The 21,378-nt window shown below is 53.5% G+C and carries 18 protein-coding genes; 5 read left to right on the top strand and 13 right to left on the bottom strand.

The window, feature by feature from the left end:
• The first annotated feature begins 16 nt into the window (after positions 1-16).
• The gene (locus tag F4Y39_15135; GenBank protein MYC15053.1) at positions 17-1,219 is read left to right on the top strand and encodes an aspartate aminotransferase family protein; all 1,203 of its coding nucleotides are present in this window, start codon (positions 17-19) and stop codon (positions 1,217-1,219) included.
• A 210-nt stretch (positions 1,220-1,429) separates the two neighbouring features.
• Here the strand turns inward: F4Y39_15135 and F4Y39_15130 are convergent, their stop codons facing one another.
• Positions 1,430-2,680 (bottom strand): glycoside hydrolase family 5 protein, encoded by a 1,251-nt coding sequence (locus F4Y39_15130; GenBank protein MYC15052.1) that lies wholly within the window; start codon positions 2,678-2,680, stop codon positions 1,430-1,432.
• Positions 2,681-2,689: 9 nt separating this feature from the next.
• Positions 2,690-4,120, bottom strand: coding sequence for a sulfatase (locus F4Y39_15125; GenBank protein ID MYC15051.1), 1,431 nt, complete (start codon positions 4,118-4,120; stop codon positions 2,690-2,692).
• Between the two features lie 101 nt (positions 4,121-4,221).
• Between F4Y39_15125 and F4Y39_15120 the strand changes: the two genes are divergently transcribed.
• Positions 4,222-5,937: a potassium channel protein gene (locus F4Y39_15120; protein MYC15050.1), complete on the top strand. Its 1,716-nt coding sequence runs from the start codon at positions 4,222-4,224 to the stop codon at positions 5,935-5,937.
• Between the two features lie 2 nt (positions 5,938-5,939).
• Here F4Y39_15120 and F4Y39_15115 read toward each other — a convergent pair whose 3' ends face one another.
• The 5 genes from F4Y39_15115 to F4Y39_15095 form a co-directional block, all read right to left on the bottom strand.
• Entirely contained in the window at positions 5,940-6,449 is a 510-nt protein-coding gene (locus tag F4Y39_15115) for a flavin reductase (protein MYC15049.1), read from the bottom strand.
• Positions 6,431-7,741, bottom strand: a complete 1,311-nt coding sequence (locus tag F4Y39_15110) for a sulfatase-like hydrolase/transferase (protein ID MYC15048.1) — start codon at positions 7,739-7,741, stop codon at positions 6,431-6,433. Before F4Y39_15110 ends, F4Y39_15115 begins: the two co-directional genes overlap by 19 nt.
• Before the next feature lie 134 nt (positions 7,742-7,875).
• Positions 7,876-9,285: a sulfatase gene (locus tag F4Y39_15105; GenBank protein ID MYC15047.1), complete on the bottom strand. Its 1,410-nt coding sequence runs from the start codon at positions 9,283-9,285 to the stop codon at positions 7,876-7,878.
• Positions 9,286-9,433: 148 nt separating this feature from the next.
• A complete protein-coding gene (locus F4Y39_15100; GenBank protein MYC15046.1) occupies positions 9,434-10,594 on the bottom strand; it encodes a glycosyltransferase in 1,161 nt (386 codons plus the stop codon).
• On the bottom strand, positions 10,569-12,194 hold the full coding sequence (locus F4Y39_15095) for a hypothetical protein (GenBank protein MYC15045.1): 1,626 nt from the start codon (positions 12,192-12,194) through the stop codon (positions 10,569-10,571). The genes F4Y39_15100 and F4Y39_15095 overlap by 26 nt, the downstream gene beginning before the upstream one ends.
• A 99-nt stretch (positions 12,195-12,293) precedes the next feature.
• On the opposite strand from F4Y39_15095, the gene F4Y39_15090 reads away from it, so the two are divergent.
• On the top strand, positions 12,294-13,766 hold the full coding sequence (locus F4Y39_15090; protein MYC15044.1) for a rhamnulokinase: 1,473 nt from the start codon (positions 12,294-12,296) through the stop codon (positions 13,764-13,766).
• Here the strand turns inward: F4Y39_15090 and F4Y39_15085 are convergent.
• Both F4Y39_15085 and F4Y39_15080 read right to left on the bottom strand, forming a co-directional pair.
• On the bottom strand, positions 13,751-13,936 hold the full coding sequence (locus tag F4Y39_15085; protein ID MYC15043.1) for a hypothetical protein: 186 nt from the start codon (positions 13,934-13,936) through the stop codon (positions 13,751-13,753). The two genes, F4Y39_15090 and F4Y39_15085, sit on opposite strands and share 16 nt — an antisense overlap.
• Before the next feature lie 189 nt (positions 13,937-14,125).
• A complete protein-coding gene (locus tag F4Y39_15080; protein ID MYC15042.1) occupies positions 14,126-14,314 on the bottom strand; it encodes a hypothetical protein in 189 nt (62 codons plus the stop codon).
• 81 nt (positions 14,315-14,395) lie between these two features.
• Between F4Y39_15080 and F4Y39_15075 the strand changes: the two genes are divergently transcribed.
• Together F4Y39_15075 and F4Y39_15070 are read left to right on the top strand one after the other, a co-directional pair.
• Positions 14,396-15,505: a Gfo/Idh/MocA family oxidoreductase gene (locus F4Y39_15075; GenBank protein MYC15041.1), complete on the top strand. Its 1,110-nt coding sequence runs from the start codon at positions 14,396-14,398 to the stop codon at positions 15,503-15,505.
• Between the two features lie 30 nt (positions 15,506-15,535).
• On the top strand, positions 15,536-16,321 hold the full coding sequence (locus F4Y39_15070) for a sugar phosphate isomerase/epimerase (protein MYC15040.1): 786 nt from the start codon (positions 15,536-15,538) through the stop codon (positions 16,319-16,321).
• Between the two features lie 73 nt (positions 16,322-16,394).
• On the opposite strand, the gene F4Y39_15065 is transcribed toward F4Y39_15070, so the two are convergent.
• The 4 genes from F4Y39_15065 to F4Y39_15050 form a co-directional block, all read right to left on the bottom strand.
• Positions 16,395-17,528: an aminotransferase class V-fold PLP-dependent enzyme gene (locus F4Y39_15065; GenBank protein MYC15039.1), complete on the bottom strand. Its 1,134-nt coding sequence runs from the start codon at positions 17,526-17,528 to the stop codon at positions 16,395-16,397.
• Positions 17,529-17,590: 62 nt separating this feature from the next.
• Complete coding sequence (locus F4Y39_15060) at positions 17,591-17,995, bottom strand: RidA family protein (GenBank protein ID MYC15038.1); 405 nt, start codon at positions 17,993-17,995, stop codon at positions 17,591-17,593.
• A 71-nt stretch (positions 17,996-18,066) separates the two neighbouring features.
• Positions 18,067-19,332 (bottom strand): dipeptidase, encoded by a 1,266-nt coding sequence (locus F4Y39_15055; protein ID MYC15037.1) that lies wholly within the window; start codon positions 19,330-19,332, stop codon positions 18,067-18,069.
• A 121-nt stretch (positions 19,333-19,453) separates the two neighbouring features.
• Entirely contained in the window at positions 19,454-21,373 is a 1,920-nt protein-coding gene (locus F4Y39_15050; GenBank protein ID MYC15036.1) for an alpha/beta hydrolase, read from the bottom strand.
• Positions 21,374-21,378 lie beyond the last annotated feature (5 nt).

The following is a 21,378-nucleotide window of genomic DNA, read 5'->3' as shown; positions in this document are numbered from 1 at the left end:
ACCATAAGGATTTAGCATGACGACTCGAGAAATTATTGACTTAGAACAGAAGTATATCTTGCAGACCTACGGACGGCCCGAGTTTGTGCTGGAAAAGGGCGATGGGGTCCATATTGTGGATACGGACGGGAAGCACTATCTCGACTTTGTAAGTGGCTTGTCTGTCAATGCCCTGGGATATAATAATTCGGTGATTCAAGAGGCTGCCAACGCGCAGTTGGGCAAGTTGATCCATGTTTCAAATTTGTATCATACGATTCCGGCGCCTCAGCTGGCGCAGTTGTTGTGCGAGCATTCGTTTGCCGATCGCGTGTTTTTTTGCAATAGCGGAACAGAGTCCATCGAGGCCGCGCTGAAGTTTGCGCGCAAGTGGGGGTATAAGAATTTTGAAGATGCACCCAAGAATAAAATTATCGCGATGAATAATTCTTTTCACGGGCGAACCTATGGCGGGATTTCTGCAACGGGTCAGCCCAGATATCACCAGGGATTTGGGCCGATGCTGCCGGGTATTGAATTTGCCGATTTGAACGATTTGGAGTCGGTGGAGAAGATAGCAGATGGGCAGACGGTGGCTGTGTTGCTGGAGCCGCTACAGGCAGAAGGGGGTATTCATTCGGCAGATCCGGAATTTTTGGAGGGTGTGCGCGCCCTGTGCGATGAGATGAAGATGTTGTTGATTTTCGATGAGATTCAGTGCGGTTTGGGGCGGGCTGGTTCGTTGTTTTGCTATGAGCAGTATGGCGTGGCGCCAGATATTATGACGCTTGCCAAGCCCTTAGCGGGTGGGTTGCCGATTGGAGCAACGCTTGTGACGCAGGATGTGGCCGATGCAGTGGAGCCGGGGGATCACGCCGCGACATTTGGAGCGCATCCCGTGTCGTGTGCAGTGGCGATTGAGGTGTTTAAGACGATATCTGATTCCGAATTTATTGCGGGTATCCAGGAGAAGAGTGCGTATTTGTTTGGGAAGCTGAGTGCACTGAAAGACAAACACGCCGAGGAGGTGACGGAGATTCGCGGCAGCGGGTTGATCGCGGGCGCAGTACTGAAGGAGATACCAGCGGCGGATGCGATGAATGCGATTCGGGAAAATAACGATATTCTGGTATGTGTCGCAGGGCCAGATGTGGTGCGCTTTTTGCCGCCGCTGGTGATTGAGAAAGAACATATTGATGAGGCGGTAAATGCGCTGGATGAGTTTTTAAATGCGAATTAACGAATTAACGAATCATCGGAACGGGGTACAACTGCGCCAGCAGTTCATCAACGAATCAATGAAACAGGTAATGTACATGAAAGCCGTCATTGCGGCATGGTTTTAGTCGCAATCCAGAGGTTTTGGGTGGTTGGGCGGGGTTCGTCTATGAACTGGCCTGAGAAACAGCCAGTTGTACATCGCTCCGTCTATTCGTCTATTCGCGCTTTTTCAACATTGAACAATTTTTTCGATTACCTGACCGTCACCACAGTGGATAACGGCTTTCCATTCCCGGTCATCGTCCCGAACGTCTATGCCGCCTTGCTGCCAGTTGGTCTGAAAATGCAGGGAAAAGGGTTCGTCATACGCGGTGTCGTAGTATTTGTCATTCCGATAAAAATCGACATAGCTGATTGTTTCGGGATATAAGCTGGCCAGTCGAAGCCAGCGCTGGCCCTGATATGTCCAATTGGGTTCCAGGCCCTGGAGGTAGTACTGGTCGTCAATCGCATCTGTGTCGATTCCTATGCCGTCTGCCATCCGGTGTGCAAAAAAGGTGTCTTCTCCGGTGGTGATTCCCCAATCGGCTGGTGGTTCCTGTTTGGTCATGTTGTTGTAATATCCCCACGAGGTCTGCGTTTTATAGGCGACCTGGAGTTGACCGATGGCCTGGGAATCTTCGTTGCAAACGATGGGGCGGTTCAGGTTCCAACTTTGCACTTCTCGTATCATGTTGTGATATCGCTGCCGCGTGCAGCCGTTTCCGTGTATGAGTATGACATCGCTGGCTTCGGCGACTTCTCGATTGCGATATCCACCCCCGCCACTGCACCCACAGGGCAAGCCGCCCGATTCTTTTCGCGCCAGATTCAATAGTGTTACCATTCCTTCGGGTTCTTGTATGATGGGATGATTTGCAAAGGATCCAATATTCATCTCGTTTGCGACTTCGATGATGACGTTGGGATATTCTTTTACAAAACGCGAGGCGGTTGTTACGGCGTTGCGGATGGCCTTTTCATCTTTTAACCAGCGGGTTTGCGAGCCGTAAAAGAAGCTGACGATGACGACCATCCCAACCGCATCTGCTCCCCGGATCAATTTGTCCATCCGCTCGGCGTAGTTGGCGTCGAGGTTCAGGCCGTCTGTGCCAAAGGGGTTGTTCTGGATGGTGTGATTTGGCACTGTGAAACACGGGCCTCCGCCCTGGAATCCGGTTGTGAATGCGCGCAGTCCATAGCGGTACCATTCGGGCAATGCAGCTATGAGGCGCTCGGTATTGGCCAAGGGATCCCATTCGCCGTGTCCCCAGCGCGCAAAGCGGTCGGGTGCCATCGCGTCGTCAAAAATGCCCTGTATAAATCGGGCGTTCATGAGCAGGCCATGGGCACCGGGTCTCGTTCTATCAATGTCTGAATACGTCATTTTCTCGTTTATCAGAAATTTTTCGCCTTCAATTGTCAGGTGTGTTTTTGCCATGTTTTTTCCTTAATGGTCGTAGAGGTATTCGGTGTAATCCCACTCGTAATTTCGGGAACTTCCCCATACGCTTTCCGCGTAGTACCTTTCCTGGATTTCGTCGTGTTTTCGGGTGAGGCGATGCAGGTTTTCGGGGTGTCTCAGGGCGTCGTTGGTTTCTTTCTGCCAGGTCTCAAGGCGTTTTTTTAATTCTTGTAATATGTCGCGGTATGCCGGATTATGGGATAGATTTTCAAATTCCCATGGGTCGTTTTGCAGGTCATAGACTTCGTATTTTGGCGGTTGTTCATAGAGTTCATAAGCTGCCCGAATGCGCTTATCTGAACCGGCAATTTCCTCTTGTGTTGCGCCGGATGTCCATTTTTGGTTTCTGTCCGAATATCCCAGTGCGCTCGGGCTTGGGCGGTCCTGGAGGAGATTGGCGATGAGTTTGTATCGGTCATTTCGCACGGAGCGCTGAGGGAAGTACGTGACGACGCCACCGCTTCCCCACTCGGCGTATAGATGGGTGCGCCATTCAATTTTTTGTCCTTTTAACAGGGGGGCAAAGGATGCGCCTGCCACACCTGTGGGACACGCTATTCCCAGGATATCTGTCACGGTTGGCAAGATGTCGATTTGTGATACCAATTCATCGCGTGTGTGACCTTTAAGGCTGATGCCGGGGCATCGCACGATTAGTGGTATGCGCAATCCGCCCTCGTAGATCGATGTTTTTCCCCGGGAAAACTGGGCACCGTGATCGGTCGTAAAAATTACGAGTGTATTTTCGGCTTTTCCCAGGGCATTCAGTTGTTCTAAGACCAGTCCTATGCCGGTGTCCAATCTGGACATGCAGTTGTAATAGTCTGCTGTTTCCTCTCGGAGACGAGGGGTATCAATGCCGATAAATGGAAGCGTCTCGACGTCTTTGCCTTCCTGTGGTTGTTCTGGTACGCCGAATTGTTGACGGTGGAAGGGCAGGTGCGCGTCGGGAAAACTGATTTGTAGAAAGAATGGCTCGTCTGATGGTTTCATAAATTCGCCCGCTACTTCGGCCATTTTGCGTACGTCGCGGTTGGCAAAGCTGATAAATTCTTTCGGATTCCACCGCAGGTCGTAGGGAAAGGCGTCTTCGGGGTTGATGTGCAATTTGCCGATTAGTCCGGTTCTGTATCCTTCGTTTTTTAACAGGCGGGGCATGTTGGGAAATGTATCGTACAGGGCGTATTTGTGGGTTGCCAATCCGAACTGACCATTCTGGTGTGGATATAATCCGGTTAGAATACTCGCCCGGCCAGGACTGCACACGGCCTGCGTCGCATACATGTTTTCAAATCGCACGCCTTCAGAGGCGAGTTTATCTATGTGCGGCGTTTGTGCATAGGGGTCGCCATAACAACCGATATGTTGCCCGTTGTCTTCTGAGATTATGAGCAGGATGTTGTATCTGGATGACATTTCGGGTTCCTTTCTTTTTTGAGAACCAAATTGACACAACTGTTGTGATACTCTATCTTTGTAATCCTCGTTCTCCGTTTACCTGTTGAGGAATAACCGATATGATCAAGGGTCTTGCCCCACAATTCGCCTTTTTATTGCGAAGGCGCACAACTCGGCGAAATCTCGGAACTTTGTTCAAATTGTTGCTGGCCTTTTCTGTGATTGTTACAATTTTTAGCGTTCTTTTTCATCTGATTATGCTGAGAGAGGGCCAGGAGTTTAGCTGGTTTACAGGTTTTTATTGGACGCTTACGGTTATGTCAACATTGGGTTTTGGCGATATTACTTTCCAGGGGGATTTGGGGCGTTTATTCTCTATGATCGTTTTGCTGACTGGTATGGTTTTTTTGCTTATTGTTCTGCCGTTTACTTTTATTCAGTTTTTTTACGCGCCGTGGATTCAAGCCCAATCCGAAGCCCGCGCGCCGCGTCAGTTGCCCCGCAGTACGAGAGACCATGTTTTGTTGACCCACTATGACCCCATTGCACAAGCGCTTATCAATAAGCTGGATCGCTACCAATATTCCTACTATCTCATTACGCCAGATTTGGCGCATGCGCAGCAACTATACGATCAGGGTATCAATGTTGTGGTTGGGGATTTAGACAATCCTGAAACGTACAAAAAAATGCAGATTGAACAAGCGGCTCTTGTTGCGACAACAGATACCGATCCAATTAATACCCATATTGCATTTACTGTGCGCGACCTCAATCCGACTGTGCCGATTATTGCCAAGGTGGATGACCCCGATTCCGTGGATATTCTCGAATTAGCGGGATGCGACCATGTGCTTCAACTCGAAAAAATGCTCGGTGCATCTCTTGCGCGGCGCACCCAGAGTGGGGAGACCGCAGCGCATGTGATTGGCCAGTACGACGATTTGTTCATTGCCGAGACCACGGCGGCCCATACGCCCCTTGTGGGCCAAACTCTTGAGGAGATTGGTCTGCGTAGAGAACTGGGTCTGACGGCGGTCGGCGTTTGGGAACGCGGTATTTTTCAGCCGGCATTGCCCGATACCCGTATTGGTCCCCACACTGTGCTGGTAATGACGGGGACGCAGAGTCAGTTGGATAAATTTAACGAGTTGTTCTGTATTTACAAGGTTTCAAATGCTCCCGTTGTCGTCATTGGGGGCGGCGGCGTTGGCATGGAGGCTGCGCGCACGCTTGTGGAACAGGGGCTCGACTATCGGATTGTGGAAAAAGATGTTATCCAGGCTCAGAGGCTCGATAATTGCATTGTGGGCAATGCCGCGGATTTTGAGGTTTTAAAAAGAGCCGAGATTATGAATGCGTTGACGGTTATTATTACGACACACGACGATGATATCAATGTTTATCTCACGGTTTATTGCCGGCGATTAAATCCGGAAATTCAGATTATCAGCCGCGTTACGCAAGAGAGAAATATTGCGACTCTGCATCGCGCAGGCGCGGATTTTGTCATGTCTTATGCGTCGATGGGCGCAGATGCGATTTTCAATTTCTTAAAACGCAGTGATACTCTGATGGTGGCAGAGAGCCTGAGTGTGTTTAGTGAAGATATCAGCGTGTTCAGGATGAAGATACCCTCTTCACTTGTTGGAAGAACGATTGCAAATTCACATATTCGCAGGAATACGGACTGTACGGTTATCGCAGTTAATAATAACCAGGAAATGCAGCTCAATCCCGATCCCAATGAACCGCTACCAGGAGCAGCGGAAATTCTCCTTATTGGCAGTTCAGAAGGGGAAAAGCGGTTTTTGGATATGTATGTTCATACCTGAGCTTATTTTTCTGCCATACTTCGATACTTCCCTCCATAATAGAGCAACGGGTTCCCCTCTCCCAATTCTCCCGCCAGTATTTCTCCTACAAACATGTCGTGATCGCCTGCTGGCAAGATGTTCACTATCTTGCAGTCGAGATATCCCAGTGTTCCCTCCAGGATCGGCGCACCTGTTTTGCTTTCGCGCAATGTCAGATCGGAAAAGTCCTTTGGTCCCGGCATGGCAAATCGGTTGGACAGATGCTCTTGCTCCCGGGTAAGGATGTTGATTGCATAACACTGTCCGTCAGATAAGGCGCTGTGCATGGTTGCCGATTTATCGACCGATACCACGACGAGCGGTGGGTCCAGCGATAATGACATGACGGCATTGGCTGTCATGCCGGTTATGTCGCCGTTTTTGTATCGCGTGGTGACGACGGTTACGCCGGTTACAAATCGTCCCATTATATCTCGTTGCAGCCGTGAATCAAATGCCATAGATCCTCCTATTATAGCTCCCGCAACCATTCTGCTGATGGCGAGTTGACCGATGCGTGATGTGCGGCGAGGTCGGCGGTCATGGTTGCGATCATTTCCCGGTGTTCGGGGGCGTCAAACAGGTTGTTCACCTGGTCGGGATCGTTTTGGCGATCAAAGAGGATGGCGTCGTGGTCCTTTACATAGGCGAGTTCGTAATTGGGGGTGAATACGCCGGCTCTGTTCGGGTCGTGGTGGATATAACAGATGTCGTCCCATTCGATTTCTTCGCCGCGTAAGAGTGCAGATGCATCTCGCCCGTGTTCGCGGCCACAGGGTTCAAATCCCATGAGGGTCAGGATGGTGGGCATGAAATCGACGGAGCCGACCAGGCGATCTATTCGCGTGCCAGCCGGGATTTTCTCGGGCCAGCGGATTAACATGGGGACGCGATACGCGGTTTCGTAGAGTTGATTTTTGCCCATGAGTCCGTGTTCGCCGAGGTATTCGCCGTGGTCGGAGGTGAATACGACTATTGTGTTGTCCAGGATGCCTTTTTCGCGCAGTGCATCGAGCATTTTGCCCACGCAGTTGTCGATGACTTTGACCATGCCGCAGTATTGGGCCATGTGTTTGCGCAGGATTTCATCTTCTGGAGCCTGTCTGTTGGATACCCAGTTGGGCTGGTTTTCTTCGTTGCGCGTGTCGGGCAGTGGCATGTCTGCGGGGTTGTACATGGTGTCGTAGGGTGGGCGCACGGTAAATGGGGGATGGGGATCGGGGATGCTGAGCATGAAACAAAATGGATTTTCGCGATCTCGCGTCATAAATTCGTTGGTTTTTTCGGTTAGCCAGTCCGTTGGATAGGTTTTTTCATCGCCCATGGTTCTGTAATTAAACACTGTGGGTTGCACATCGCCCATGTCGGTATCTTCGATTTTTTTCCAGTGTCCGCGATTGAACATGTATTCGGCGTCGTCAAAGCCCATTGTGCGTTCGGGGTGTACCCAGCCGGGGCGCGGGGGTCCGTCCAGATGCCATTTGCCCGCGTATCCGGTGTCGTATCCGCGATCTTTTAGTGCCTGAGCAAATGTGATTTCATCGCGGTTGAGGGGGATGTTGTTGCGATATGCACCGTGTACATGTTCGTAGCGCCCGGTGAGGAATACGCCTCGGGATGGGGTGCATACGGCGACGTTGACCATGAAGTTGGTCAAGATCGCGCCTTCGCTTGCCAGGGAGTCGATGTGGGGCGTTTCGACGAGTGTTCCGCCATACGCGCTCAATGTCCAGCAACTTTGTTCGTCGGTGTGGATGACGAGGAGATTTGGGGTGTCTGGCATTTATTGCTCCTTTCAGCGAATCAGCGAATCTAATGAATCAGGTAATTACATGAAAGCCGTCATTGCGGCATTGTTTTAGCCGCAATCCAGAGGTTTTGGGTGGTTGGGTGGGGTTCGTCTATTCGTCTATTCGTCTATTCGCGTAACCATGGGTCGCCGGTTTTTGCTAACCAGTTGTTCATTTCTTTCTCAAGTTCTGCTACAAGGCCGGGGTGATCGCCAGCGCTGTTTTGGAGTTGATAGGGGTCTGCTACGTTGTCGTGGAGGATTATTTCTTCGCTTTCAGGCGTTCGCGTGACGACATACGTGTGTCGGTGTGTGCGCACGCCGCGCGATCCGCCAGCGGGGTTGTCGGGGTTTACATTGAGGTAGAGCGCAGAGGTGGGACGCGTGCCTTCTCTGCCGAGGAGGATGTCGGAGTAATCCGTTCCCTGGACGCTGTCGGGGATCTGTCCCACACCCATGAGGTTGAGCAATGTGGGCATCAAGTCGGGTGTGCCAATTAACAAATTATCTGTGCCGGGTGTGATTTTTCCGGGCCAGCGGATGATAAATGGCACGGTAAAGGATTCTTCGTAGTGTACGGTTTTGCCTATGCGGCCGTGGCTGCCCATCATTTCACCGTGGTCAGAGGTGAAGACTACGATGGTATCTTCTTCCAGTCCCTCTGTTTTTAAGCAGTCCAGTATGCGTCCAAAGTTTTCATCGACGCCGGTTACCATGGCGAAGTAGTGTTTCGCGTTTTCTCGGGCGCTGTCGCCGCGTTCATCTGTGGGTACGTTGGGGCGCGTTAAGAGGTCTTCATGGGTGGCGTCGCCGTATTGGTCGACGTATTTTTCCGGTACTTGTTTGAATGGCATGTGCGGTGGGTTGTGGGATATGACGAGTGAGAATGGTTTTTCGGGATCTCGATATTTGCCACCTTCGTTGCGGATGTAGTTTATTGCGATGTCGGTTTCGTGTTTGGGAGACCATTCTTTCGGGTCGATGCGTTTGTCAATGGGGTCATTGCCGGTCCAATAATGGGGGTTGAAGTGCCAGTCGCAACAGCCATAGGAGTACCAGAAGTCATATCCGTGTCTGCGCGGTCCCGGTGGGGTATATGAGTCCCAGATGACGCCATTTGATCTCGGTCCTTCTGTGTATTCATATTGTTCATTGGGGGGATCGAGGTGTAGTTTGCCCAGGTACGCCTGATTGTAGCCAGCGTCGTGTAATACGTCTGAGAAGCACCGTGCGTTTTCTCGCAGGTAGTTTTCGTATTGTACTGTGGTGGAGTTGACGTTGCCGAGTACGCCATTGGCGTGGGGATATTGTCCGGTGAAGAGCATTGCCCGATATGGGCTGCATACGGGTCTGGTGCTTACGGCGTCGGTTAATACGAGGCTTTCAGAAGCAAATCGGTCGATGTTGGGGGTTATTACGGGATCTTCGTTCATGAATCCCATGGCTTGTTTGCGATATTCATCGGGGAATATAAATACGAGGTTGGGATGTTTAGCCATCTTGGTCTCCATTTTAAATGCGCGGGAACACACTGCCATAAATTGTGCCAATAGCCGCGGATGTCAAGAATTATACTTTGGGGGTTGGGGCGCGTGTGTCGTTCTACCACCCGTCATCGCGGCGTGATGTTGAGCCGCGATCCAGAAGGTGTTGTTGTAGGGGACGGCCCCCGTGCCGTCCCGCTCTTTATGTTTTTTTCAGGACCCGATCATAAATCACCTCTAATTTTTCGGCTTGTTTTTGAAGGTTGTGTTGATCTTCGACATGGGCGCAGCCAGCACGACCAAATTGTTCGGGGGAGCTGAGGAGGGTGTCCAATCCTTCAGCGAGGCCCGCAATATCTCGTTCGGGGAATAATAGGCCACAGGTTTTGTCGATGACGACTTCGGGGATGTCGGCGTGTTGGGACGATACTATGGGGACACCCATTGCCATTGCTTCGATCAGGGCGACGGGTGCGCCGCCTTCAGTGTCGCCGTCTGATGCTGTGACGCTGGGATAGAGGAGGATTGTTGCGCGTTTGAGTTCTTGAAGTGCGGTGGGATGGGGGAGCAGGCCGAGCATTTTGACGCGGTTTTCAAGGTGTAGATTTCGTATTTCGGCTTGTAGTTGCGGGCGCAAAGGTCCGTCGCCTATCATCCTCAGTTGGGCGTCCGGGTATTTTTCCGCTATTTTTGCATAAGCCTGGATTGCGTATTTCAATCCTTTTTTTTCTCGGAATACGCTGTATGTCAATACGATGGGTTGTTTGGGTGTGTGGTCTGTTCTAAAGGGGATTTTTTCGAGATCTACGCCCAGGTGTTGTACGATTACCCGGTTGGCCGGACATCCCAGTGCGATGAGTTGTTCGCCCATAAAGGGTCCTTCAACCAGGAAGAGATCGCCTTCGGCAAAGAGGCGTTTGTATCGTTTTTGCCATTTTTTTTGCCGGGGTAGTGCCGATACGTCCAGGCCGTAAAAGGTGGTGATCAGGGGGATGCCCGCGCGCTGTTTTGCGGAGAGACATCGGTATCCTTCTTGTCCAAAATGCGCGTGAAGGAGGACGGCGTTGTGTTCGCAAAGCCAGTTTTCATAGCCTGCGTACGTGCCGCGCATTTTGCGAGTGAGGCGGAGGGTTGTTCTGCGAATGGAGGGAATATCTTCGGCTGATAAGACGGGTTCTATGGGAAAGCGATCCAGGTTCTGGCGCGTTTGTGTGAGGACGATGGGGCGATATCGTTTCAGTGCGCGAATTTGATCGTATATCCAGGTGGCTGTGGCTGGTAAATAAGGGTTGGCACTGTGCGCGACGACAGGTTTCATGTATTTCCTCACTTGGACCTTACTTGATAAAGAGATCGAACACATTGGTCATCATACGCTGCACGCGCGGGTCCGGACCTTTCGGTTTGGCATGCCTATGTGCGGGCAATACGTGGCCGGGAGGCGACGACAAACCTTGCGCCCACCAGATCGTCCCGGCGTTGAATACGACATTATTCTTTGGCCCATCGTAGATCGTAGCGGCATGAGGACTGTACCTCTTCGGTAGCATCGGTCCCTCGGCCAGAACTTCAAAGTTAGGCAGTTCGAGAGCAGGCGATCCATGCCATTCCCAGCCTATTAGTCCACCGATGGTGTCACCTTTTTGCATGCCAGTGCTGTCATAGATCCAGTGATTGGGTTGGGTGCAGGTCCAGTCACCTCCGCCAACGCCGGCCGTTCGTCCGCCCATGAGCAACGCCGCGTCCGGTCCCGCTGGATACTTGGCGGGGGTGCCGCGTCGCTTGTTCAACATGTTGCTGAGTTCCTCGCCAAGGAACTTATCTTCGCGTCGCATGATCCGGTGGAGCTGCCCCTCGGCAGAGGGCAGCAAAGGCACCACACCCCAAACCGAATTACCACTCAGGAACGCGAAGTTGACACCTGTGTCGCGTGCCGCGATGGCGTTGTCGTACATCTTACGCGTCCAATATTCGTCATGCCCCACGGAAATGAAACCTTTCGCGCGTTGTAATCTCGGACCGTGCCTGTGCGTATCCACATTTGAGATATACGACACATCGTAGCCCTGCTGCTCTATCCAATAGGAGAGGGGGAATTCCCAAAGAAGAAATTCGCCCGTGCCCACGGAATTGGGATTCTTGACAAGATGATCCTGGCAGAACTGCGCGTAGGGACGGTCAAAACTCACCCACCCGGTATCGTTCGCGTTGGTGCTCCACTTTTTCCTTTTCTTATGTCCCGTGTAGCCATTTTTGTCGTTGTGGTAAAGAGACCACTCGTTGGTAGGCCAGCTGTTGTAGGCTTGCCAGGTCATGTCGCTGCACTGGAAGAGCAAATCGCAGGGGCGATCATCGCGCACAATAAAGATGACGTAGCTTTGCACGCCCCCTTCTTTCGCGGTGAGTTTGCCCAGATAGACGCCGCTCAGCCAATCGTCTGGAATCTCGAATTCTACGGTAGGTTCCCACTTGCATTCGCGCAGACGGTTTTCGCCTATCGACGGATCGGCCTGGGTTTTGCCCTGTATAGAATCAAAGCGCTTCATGAAACGACCGCCGGTTCTGCCGTAATAGCCTGTGCGGAAGATCTCCAGATCAAACTGGGACACTGGATTCGTGCTCACCATGATCTTGATCGTGTCGCCAGCGCTCACGCTCGTCTCGGAGCAGTAGCCTTCGATTCGCGGGGAACGCCACAACTCCACCGGTTCGATGTCGTTGATGTCGGTCTTAGTGAGCAACCAGTCCCGCGTTCCACGCTCGGCGTTTTCGAGTTGGATACGATTGCGTCGTTTTGATTTCGCTACGTTTGAATTTCCGTAGAGTTGTGGCGCGCCGAAGGTTCCGGCTGCGAGACCGAGACTTGTGGCGGCGACGCCTTTGATTAAATCGCGGCGATTCAGGCCATTTTGACACGCAAAACGCTTCCAAAAATGAAAAACTGCTTTCAAATTTTTGCTCATAATACACACTCCTGATAACGAAATACTTGACACTTCCCAACTGCGTCCTATAATAGCCACTGAATTTTATAAACACAATGCGAAAAATGGAGTTTTTTTATGGCATCGACGACCAATTATCTCGCTTATGATTTGGGTGCGTCCAGTGGTCGGGCTGTTTTGGGGCGTTTTGATGGCGCGCGTCTCGATATTGAAGAGATTCACCGTTTTCCCAATCAGGGGATACCCATCGGCGATCATTATTATTGGGATGCGCTGCGGCTGTTTGACGAGATGTGTACGGGGTTGCGTCTCGCTGTTCGGTCTGGGGAACCGCTCAATGGCATGGGCTGTGATACGTGGGGGGTCGATTATGGCTTGCTCGATGCGCAGGACAATTTGCTCGGCAATCCCTTTTGTTACCGCGATGCGCGCACGCAGGGGATGATGGATGTCGCGTTTGAGCGCGTTTCTCGCGAGGAGATTTTTGAGCAGACGGGTATTCAGTTTATGGAGCTCAACACGCTGTATCAGTTGCTCGCGCAGCGTCTCTCGCAATCGCCCCAGCTCGATATCGCGCGTACGTTTCTCACGATGCCCGATTTGTTCAATTTCTGGTTCACGGGTATAAAGGTGTGTGAGTATTCCAATGCGACGACCACGCAGTTCTTCAATCCGCGCGAGAATGCCTGGGCAAAATCAATGCTCAATGCGCTCAATATTCCCACGGATATGCTTCCGGATGTGGTGTCTCCGGGTACGGTGCTCGGTCCCATGCGCAGGAGCATTGCGGATGAGATGGGTGTTACACCGATTGATGTGATTGCACCGGCTTGTCACGATACGGGGTCGGCGGTTGCGGCTGTGCCTCTTTCTTCGCCCGATGCGGTTTATATCAGTTGTGGCACCTGGGCGTTGATGGGGGCGGAATTGCCCGCACCCGCGATTAATAAGCGTGCGCTCGCGCACAATTTTACCAATGAAGGCGGTGTTGATCATACGATTCGGTTTTTGAAGAATATTTCGGGGCTGTGGATTGTGCAGGAGTGCCGCCGCGTGTGGGCTTTGGCGGGGAAGGATTATTCGTGGGAAGAGTTGATGGGGCTGGCGATGGCGTCGGATCGGCTCGCGTCGTTTATCGATCCGGATCACGCCGATTTTGGTACGCCAGGGGATATGCCGTCTCGCATTCGGGATTTTTGCAAGCGCACCGGTCAATTGCTACCCGATAGTGAAGGGGATATTATTCGCACGGCGCTGGAGAGCCTGGCGCTCAAATGTCGCTATGTTCTGGGTCAGCTCGAAGATGTATTGGGCAAGACGCTGGGGGATATTCACATTGTGGGCGGGGGCATACACAATACGCTTTTGTGCCAGTTTATCGCTTCTGCGACGGGGCGCGCGGTGCTGTCAGGTCCGGCTGAGGCGACTGCAATGGGCAATCTTTTGATGCAGGCGATGGGCAAGGGGCAGATTGGTTCTCTGGATGAACTCCGGGATGTTGTGCGCGCTTCTACCGCGATTAAGACGTATAGCCCGACGGATGCGGATGCCTGGGAGGAGGCGTTTGAGAAATTTCAACGGGTGATGTGATCTATTGCCGCTTTGAGTTCTTTGGGGCTGAATCCATAGGGACCGTGTTTGCCGGCGTAGGCGATGCGGTTGTCCGTGCCGATCAGGTAGAGGCGTTCGGGCCAGGCGACATAGTCGATCATGACGGCGTCGTCCATGTCGTCAACATAGGTGCGTATGCCGTATTGCATGGCATCTTCGCATGTTTTTGCAACTTTTCGGCGTTCTGCAAGGGTTTTTGGGTCGTAGATGCCCGTGTCTTTGAGTTTCCAGCCGTCTTCTGGGTGGGCTTCGCGGATGTAGATTACGAGAAAGTGGATCTGTTTGTGATATGTTGCATAGAGGTTGCGGAGGCTAACTGCCTCGCGGACAAAGGGCGGTCAGGTGAAGCTGCCGAAGATGAGTGCAACGGGTTTGTCTTTGCAAAGGTGCGAGAGGCGCACGGGATTTTCGCCGTTGATGTCCGATAGTTCAAAGTCTGGCGCGGGATCTCCGGCTTTGGGCGCACGGGGGTCATTTTGGCTGAGCCAGGCAAAGGCTTCGGCGCGATTTTGGAAGGTCTTGGACATGGGAAGTCCTCCGGGGTTTTTTGAATATATTATGGATTGATACGTCGTTTGTCAATATAGGAAAGTAAAAAGGAGAGCGTTATGGTCAGGTTCGGTGTGGTCGGTTTGAAGGGTATGGGCGGGCAGCATGTGCGGGAGATTTCAGGGCTGGATCGGGCAGAGTTGGTGGCGGTGGCGGATTTGGATCTGGATTATGCGCGGCAGGTTGGAGAAGAACGGGGTGCGCGCGCCTGGGGCGATTACCGGGAGATGATCGAGGCCGAGGATCTGGATGCGGTGGTGATTGCTACGCCGCACCATCTTCACGCGCCGATGGGGTTGGATTGTTTGGAGGCGGGGTTGCATACTTTTGTGGAGAAGCCCATTGCGAATACGGTTTCCGAAGCGGATAGGATGATCGAGGCGGCACAGGCGCGGGATTTGAAGCTGGCTGTGGGGCACAATTATCGCACGTTTCCCGGCAATCGCGCGCTGAAGCGGCTGATTGATGAGGGGGCATTGGGAGAGATTTACCGGGTGCTGTGGATGTGGATTGAGACGCGGCCAGAGGTGTATTACGACCGGGATGTATGGCGGTGTACCTGGGAGCACGCAGGGGGTGGGGTGCTGATGAATCAGACCAGCCACGATCTGGATTTGCTGTGCTGGATGGTGGGTGATCCGGTTGCGGTTTCTGCGATGATGTGCAATTGGGGACACAGTGTGGAGATTGAGGATACGGTTGTTGCCAATATCCGTTTTGCCTGTGGTGCCCATGCGAATGTGCAGTTGAGTACGTGCGATAGGCGGTTGAATTACAGGCAGATTTCAGGGGATCTGGGTACGATTGAGTTTCGGGATGAGAAGAATGCCAATTCAAAGGTGCCAGATGTGTTTCGGCTGGGGCGGTACGAGGCGCCTATGCGGGCGTTTATAAAGGGGGCAAAGGGGCATCAGCCAAACATTAGCTGGGAGGATGTGCCGTCCGATGAGGGGGGACCAACACTGGTGGAGAGTTTTGTTTCGGCGATTCTGGATGGGGGGGAGGCGATTACGGATGGTGTGACGGCGCGGCGAACACTGGAGCTGATTAACGCGATTGTGCTTTCGGCTCTGCGAAAAGAGGAGGTCGCTATGCCGGTTGATCGGGGTCAATACGATGAGCTTATGGAAGAGCTGAAGCGCGGAGAGATGCAGGTGGATAGGTTGTAATTTTAGTTTTGACCAGATAGGAGAATCAGAATGAGACTTTCGTGGATGACTTATGGTGTTTTGAAGGCGCTTTCCCGACGGGATTTGTTGCAGATGTTGAAGGATCACGGGTTTGAAGGGGTGGAGTTTCGCACGGATGCGGGGCACGGTCACGGGGTGGAGGCGTCGATTGATGAAGCAGAGCGAGAGCAGGTGGTGGCAGATTGCGCGGCGATGGGGATCGATATTATGAGTGTTGCGACGGGCAATCGGTATCACGATAAGGATCCGGACGAGCTTCGAGATCATATTGAGCAGACGATGGTTCGGATGGATCTGGCATCGGATCTGGGCGCGCCTCGCGTGCGCGTGTTTGGGAATAATTTTCCAGCAGAGGTGCCCAGGGAACAGACGATTGCCCAGGTGGCAGAGGCGCTGAAGCCGCTGTGTGATTACGGTGCTGAGAAGGGGGTGAAGCCGTGTCTGGAGTTGCACGGTGAGTTCGATTGGCAGGCGTGCAAGGCGGTGGCTGAGCTGGTGGATCACGAGAATTTTGGGTTGGTCTGGAATTCGGTGCCGCAAGATGTGGTTGATGGGTCTGTGAAACAGGCGCTGGATACGGTTTGGCCCTGGTTGGATCATGTGCATATGCACGATCTGGCAGGACAGGGCTACCCGTATCGCGAGTTGTTCCGGCTGTTGCACGAGAAGGGATATGAGGGGTACATGTCGGCCGAGACAGAGCGACGGCCCGATAAGGGAGTGGGCGATCTGTGGATGTTTGTGGCGTATTATTCCGATCTGTTCAGAGCATATCGCGATCTCGCCAGGGCTTGAGAGAGGTTATAAGCAAAAACGCCATCGGCAAATAGCTGATGGCGTTTTTTTTGTGTGGATTTGTATCGCGAGGTTATCTGGTTAATACTTCGCGCAGGCGTGCGGTGACGATTTCCTGGTCGTCTTCGATGAAGTTGGTTACGGCGACGCGGAAGGTGTTTGCACTGCCGCGTGTCCATACGGCTGGATTGCCCTGTCGAAGTTCTTCGATTATTTGCGTTGCGGTTTTGCCCAGTGCGGTTTCATCAACGGTGATGTGTACGCCATCGCTCAGGCCTCGTGAGTCGGCCGAGAATTTGGCTGCGATGTGGGGGATGTCTTTCAGGTTTGAGAGTAGTGCTTCGGCTTTGCGTTTGTATTCGGATAGGCGCGCTTCGTGGTCCAGGCTGAACCATTCGCGCAGGGCAACGACGACGGCGATGACTTCTTGCCGATCCACTTTTAGCGGGCGGCCTATGGTGTCGTAGGGGGAGGTTTCATAACCGATGAAGGAGTGGAGAAAGGCGGCGTCGATCAGGTCTTTGCGTCCACACAAGATGCCTGTGGAGTGACACGAGCCAATGTATTTGGCGCCGTAGCCGATCAAGTCTGCGCCCATGTCGGGATATTTTAGCATGGTTTCGAGGGGATAAACCTGGCTCGCTGCATCGACGATGACGGGTATCCCGTTGGCGTGGGCGATGCGGACGACGTCTTCAGGGGATAGGACGCCTTCCTGGCCTCCGGGGGCGAAATAGTGGATGGCTGCGGTCTGGTCTGATATGGCGGCTTCGAGTTGGGCTTCGGTTGTTCCGTTTTCATCGCCGACTTCTATGAGTTTGGCGCCGAAAACAGTGAGTACCGGGTCGTAGTGATAGCGCTGTTTTTTTTGTATCAAAATGTGGTGTTTCATGCCCGTGGTATCGGGTAGTTGTTCCATTTTTTCGGGGTCGCTACCCGACATGCAGGCGGCTGAGCTGAGGGCTAATGCCGCCGCGCATCCGGGTGTGACCATTGCCGCTTCTGCGCCGAGGGTGTCGGCGATGAGTGTACCGGTTTTTTTGAGTAGTTCGTCCATGTCCGCAAAGTAGCGATTCGCTGTGTCCATTGCAGCTTGCACTTCAGTGCCCACACGCGACCCGCCGATGACTGTTTGATATCCCGATGCGTTGATTACAGGAACAACGCCCAGGTCTTCGTAGATTTGACGCGCTTTGTCGATGCCCATGATTTCTCCTAAAAGTATGCTTTCACAATGAAGATGCCCGCGGAATGAAAAGCGGTTTGCAATCACGCTCTTTTTCCGCTACCAATCTCCGCAACCGCATCAACCTCGACGAGCAGATCGGGGCTTACCAGTGTTGGTGTTGCGACTGTGGCACTGGCAGGGATATTATTCGGAAACGCCTCTGCACGCGCCGCAGTATAGTCCGCGTACCGGCTCATGTCGGTGATGAACGCCGTAATTTTTACCACGTCGTCCATTGTCGCACCCGCTTCGGCGAGAACCGCTCGGATATTCTCGAACACTTGACTTGCCTGTGCGCCCATATTGTCCCGGCCAACCACGTTGCCCCGTGGGTCAAAAGCGACCTGTCCCGAGACATATACTCTGTTTCCAACCTGCACGCCCTGAGCAATCCGGAATTTGCTTGCCCACGGCCATGGCGGATTTAATTCGATTCGTTCTGGCATCTTCTACCTTTTTATTTTTGTCGCGCTATTTTATCAATTTTTAATCCTACAGTCAACAGAAACTCCACGCATCACTTCGGCCTCTTTTGGATATTTTCAGCTGAGACGGCATAAGCCGAATCTTTCCAGACGTCTTTTGCTACGCGAAGGATATTACCGCCGATGATTTTTGCGATGTCGTCGTCGCTGTAGCCCCGTTGTACAAGGCCGACGGTGAAGAGGGGCCAGTTGGTCCAGGTGAGGCTTTGTTCCTGGTGGGGTTGTCGCCATTCGGGGGAACGGAGCGGGTCTCCGGGCGGCCAGAGTGCCTCCCAGCGGTTGCGCTGTCTGGGACGGGGGTTGAGTTTGCGGTTGGCTTCGGCGCTGTATTTTGAGGGGTAGCCTCGATCCGTGCCGATGGTGACGGCGTCAGTGCCAAAGGTTTTGGCGACGTAGTCGATGTGGTCGAGGAAGGCACTGATGTCGCCGCTGCCGCCGAGGAATGCGGGTACATTGGTGATGCCCATGGTGCCCCCGGTGTCGAGTACTGCGCGGATGATGTTGTCGGGTTTGCTTCGGATGTGTTCATTGACTGTGCAGGCGACGGAGTGGCTGACGACGACGGGTTGTGTGGATGCTTTTGCTGTGTCGAGGCAGGTTTGCCAGCCGGTGTGGGAGAGGTCTATGATGATGCCGAGACGGTTCATTTCGGCGACTGTGGCGTGTCCAAAGTCACTTAAGCCCGCGTCGTTGGATTCGCCGCAGCCATCTCCAATGGGGTTGCGGCGGTTGTACGTGAGGTGCATCATGCGCGCGCCGAGTTGTGCAAAGACGCGGATATAGCGCAGTTCTTCGTCCGGATTGGCTTGGTCGCCGGCGAGTGGGATGCCGTTGCAGGTGAGATAGGTGCAGCGTTTGCCCGCTTTGTGGGCTGCCGCGATGTCGTCGGGTGTGGTGACGCGCTGGAGGAAGTCGGGCATGGCGTCGGTGTTGTATGTGTGCCTGGCAAGGCGTTTGATGATGCGCAGGGGGTCGTTGCATTCTTCGCCTGCGTTTTGAAAGGTGCAGGTGACGCCAGAGGCCTGCCAGATTTCCCGGTATTCTCGACGGAGTTCGGGTGTGAGTGCCCAGCGGGTCATGCCCATGTCTTCGGTGAGGTCTTGCAGTTCGCGGTCAGACGCGCCTGCTGCTATGGCAGCGTTGACGGGGTCGGGATCGACGGGTGAGCGCAGGCCCAGGCCGTAGGATTCGATGACGAGGGCGTGTTCGTGGAGTTCCAGGCCGTGATCCAGGTCGCGCTGTGACGGTTTGAGGATGTTGAGTGCGACGTCGCGAGCGTGTTGCATTTGGTCGTTCATGGTTGTTTTCCTGTTTTATGTTAAGTGGTAAGCAAATCAGGCGTTATAGAGCCGTCATCGCGGTATGGTCCCCTGCTTAAATCATGCAGGGGCATGCTTGAGCCGCGATCCAGAAGGTTTTTTACAAAAAATTGATCAGGTCCTCGTTTTTTGCAAGGTCATCTTTTATTGTCAGCGTTGCTTCGGGATGAAGGGCGTAGGCCGCTTCTGCCCATGAGGCGTCGAAGGTATCGCCGGTGTTGTGTAAGAGCAAGTTATTTGGGGCGATGAGCGAGGCGGCGTTGGGCAAGCCTCCCGCTTTGAGTATGCCGGGGATGGGCAGGTGTTTGAGGTAGTCGTTTTCGGTTGCGGTGTTGAATGCGTTGATGTCGGATGCGATTTGTAGATCGGTGCGTTCTGTGATTGCACCTGCGATGAGGGCCCAGAGTCCGGCATTGCCAAAGCCGACGATGTTTACCGGGCCATCGGGGATGTGGCGCAATGCGAGTGCGATGTCGTATATGCGCTCGGCGTCGTCGGTGCGGTTAAAGGTGTTGAAGAATCTCCCGCCCCCGCGCGGTTCTTCGGGGTTTTCTTCTCCGATGTTTTGGCCCGTGCCGAAGGGGTCTATGGCATAGACGGTGTGACTTTTGTCGAGGAGAGCCTCGATGATGGGTGCGTACAGGGCGTCCATGCCGTGCGGGTGAATTAAGAGGGTAGATGTGTCGGACGGGGTTTCGGGCGTGAAGGTGCGGATGGGGACGCGCACATTGCGGCGGTTGCCGATGAGTGTGCCGTCTTTTTGAGTGTTGTGTTGATATGTGACGGTGCTGTTGTCGTAGCCGACGGTTATGCGCAGTGCTTCGCCCAGGGTGCGTCGATTTGCAGCGAGGGCGTCGGGGGTGTTTGGGCGATAGGTTTCCAGTGCGGTTTTGGATGCGGCGATGCACTGGCGGATGAGGTCTGCGTGTTGGGTGATTGCGCCGTCGGGCAGGCCATTGAAAAAGGCGAGCATGTCTTTGTGTTCTTCAACTTCAAAGGGGGGTTCGCTAAAGTCGTCGCCAAAGGGCAGGTCGAGCCAGCGGGCAAACCAGCGGTACACGGCTTCGCGCATTTCGAGGTTGTAGCCGTGGGGCGCGTCAATCTGGATTTGAGAGATGCGGTCGTCGGCGTCGTAGAGGTCGTATATGCGTTTGATAGCGGGGTATTCGACGTCGGGGGTGTGTTGCGTCCAGTCCTGTGAGGAACTGACGAGGATGAGGGGTTTAGGCGCGAAGGTGGCGCCGATATCGACGTTGTTGGTGTCGATGCGCAACAGGGGGGCGTTTTCACAGACACAGCCGCCTTGCATGTAGGCGGAGACCATGCAGACGGGTGCGGCGACGTGCAGGCGGTCGTCAACGGCATAGAGGTTATAGGTTTGGGTGCCTCCGCCCGATTCGCCCGTGCAGCCCAGGCGGTTGGTATCGACTTCGGGGAGTTCGCAGAGGAAGTCGAGTGCGCGGATGCTGTTCCAGAGTTGAAAGCCCAGGATGCCGATGTTCCAGAGCATGCGGTCATCTTGTTTGTGGGGCCAGGGTGCGCGGTGTACAACACTGTAGGTTTCTTCCTGGTATGCGCCGGAGAGGTGTCGGGCACTGTCGTTGTAATCGACCATGTCCCACATGAAGGTTGTGCAGCCCATTCGGGCAAAGGTGATGCCCCGGCCCGGATAGGATGTGTCGCCGTGTTGTATGCGGCCCAGTTGTGCATGCCCATGTGGACTTAAGACGCCGGGGTGGCTTTTGGGTTGTGGGTTGAGGGGGCGAAAGAGGCTGCCGCCTACGTAGAAGTGGGGCAAGCTCTGAAAGTAGGCTTTTTCGATGGTGTACCCGTCTCTTTCAATGCGGTCGTAGATGTGGATGTCGAGCGGGGGTTTTTCGGGCATTGGCCAGAGTCCAGCGGCAAAGAGGATTTGCTTTTTGAGTCTCGCCTTTTCTCGTTCCCAGGTTTCGCGGTCGGGATATGTTGCGGGCGTAAATTCGGTGTTGGTGTGCGGGAGGTTTTGCCATCGGGGGTCCATGGGGG

Source organism: Gemmatimonadota bacterium (genome assembly GCA_009838845.1).
Classification (GTDB): domain Bacteria; phylum Latescibacterota; class UBA2968; order UBA2968; family UBA2968; genus VXRD01.
The sequence above is the reverse complement of the archived record's forward strand: the minus strand, read 5'-3'. Positions and strand labels throughout refer to the sequence as shown.

Bases quoted from the DNA above. Each gene is read 5' to 3' on its own strand.
- F4Y39_15125 (MYC15051.1), bottom strand. From the start codon at position 4,120: ATGTCATCCAGATACAACATCCTGCTCATAATCTCAGAAGACAACGGG.
- F4Y39_15115 (MYC15049.1), bottom strand. From the start codon at position 6,449: ATGGTTGCGGGAGCTATAATAGGAGGATCTATGGCATTTGATTCACGG.
- F4Y39_15130 (MYC15052.1), bottom strand. From the start codon at position 2,680: ATGGCAAAAACACACCTGACAATTGAAGGCGAAAAATTTCTGATAAAC.
- F4Y39_15105 (MYC15047.1), bottom strand. From the start codon at position 9,285: ATGGCAGTGTGTTCCCGCGCATTTAAAATGGAGACCAAGATGGCTAAA.
- F4Y39_15100 (MYC15046.1), bottom strand. From the start codon at position 10,594: ATGTGTTCGATCTCTTTATCAAGTAAGGTCCAAGTGAGGAAATACATG.
- F4Y39_15050 (MYC15036.1), bottom strand. From the start codon at position 21,373: ATGGACCCCCGATGGCAAAACCTCCCGCACACCAACACCGAATTTACG.
- F4Y39_15090 (MYC15044.1), top strand. From the start codon at position 12,294: ATGGCATCGACGACCAATTATCTCGCTTATGATTTGGGTGCGTCCAGT.
- F4Y39_15120 (MYC15050.1), top strand. From the start codon at position 4,222: ATGATCAAGGGTCTTGCCCCACAATTCGCCTTTTTATTGCGAAGGCGC.
- F4Y39_15110 (MYC15048.1), bottom strand. From the start codon at position 7,741: ATGCCAGACACCCCAAATCTCCTCGTCATCCACACCGACGAACAAAGT.
- F4Y39_15095 (MYC15045.1), bottom strand. From the start codon at position 12,194: ATGAGCAAAAATTTGAAAGCAGTTTTTCATTTTTGGAAGCGTTTTGCG.
- F4Y39_15070 (MYC15040.1), top strand. From the start codon at position 15,536: ATGAGACTTTCGTGGATGACTTATGGTGTTTTGAAGGCGCTTTCCCGA.
- F4Y39_15065 (MYC15039.1), bottom strand. From the start codon at position 17,528: ATGGGCATCGACAAAGCGCGTCAAATCTACGAAGACCTGGGCGTTGTT.
- F4Y39_15080 (MYC15042.1), bottom strand. From the start codon at position 14,314: ATGTCCAAGACCTTCCAAAATCGCGCCGAAGCCTTTGCCTGGCTCAGC.
- F4Y39_15055 (MYC15037.1), bottom strand. From the start codon at position 19,332: ATGAACGACCAAATGCAACACGCTCGCGACGTCGCACTCAACATCCTC.
- F4Y39_15060 (MYC15038.1), bottom strand. From the start codon at position 17,995: ATGCCAGAACGAATCGAATTAAATCCGCCATGGCCGTGGGCAAGCAAA.
- F4Y39_15075 (MYC15041.1), top strand. From the start codon at position 14,396: ATGGTCAGGTTCGGTGTGGTCGGTTTGAAGGGTATGGGCGGGCAGCAT.
- F4Y39_15135 (MYC15053.1), top strand. From the start codon at position 17: ATGACGACTCGAGAAATTATTGACTTAGAACAGAAGTATATCTTGCAG.
- F4Y39_15085 (MYC15043.1), bottom strand. From the start codon at position 13,936: ATGCAATACGGCATACGCACCTATGTTGACGACATGGACGACGCCGTC.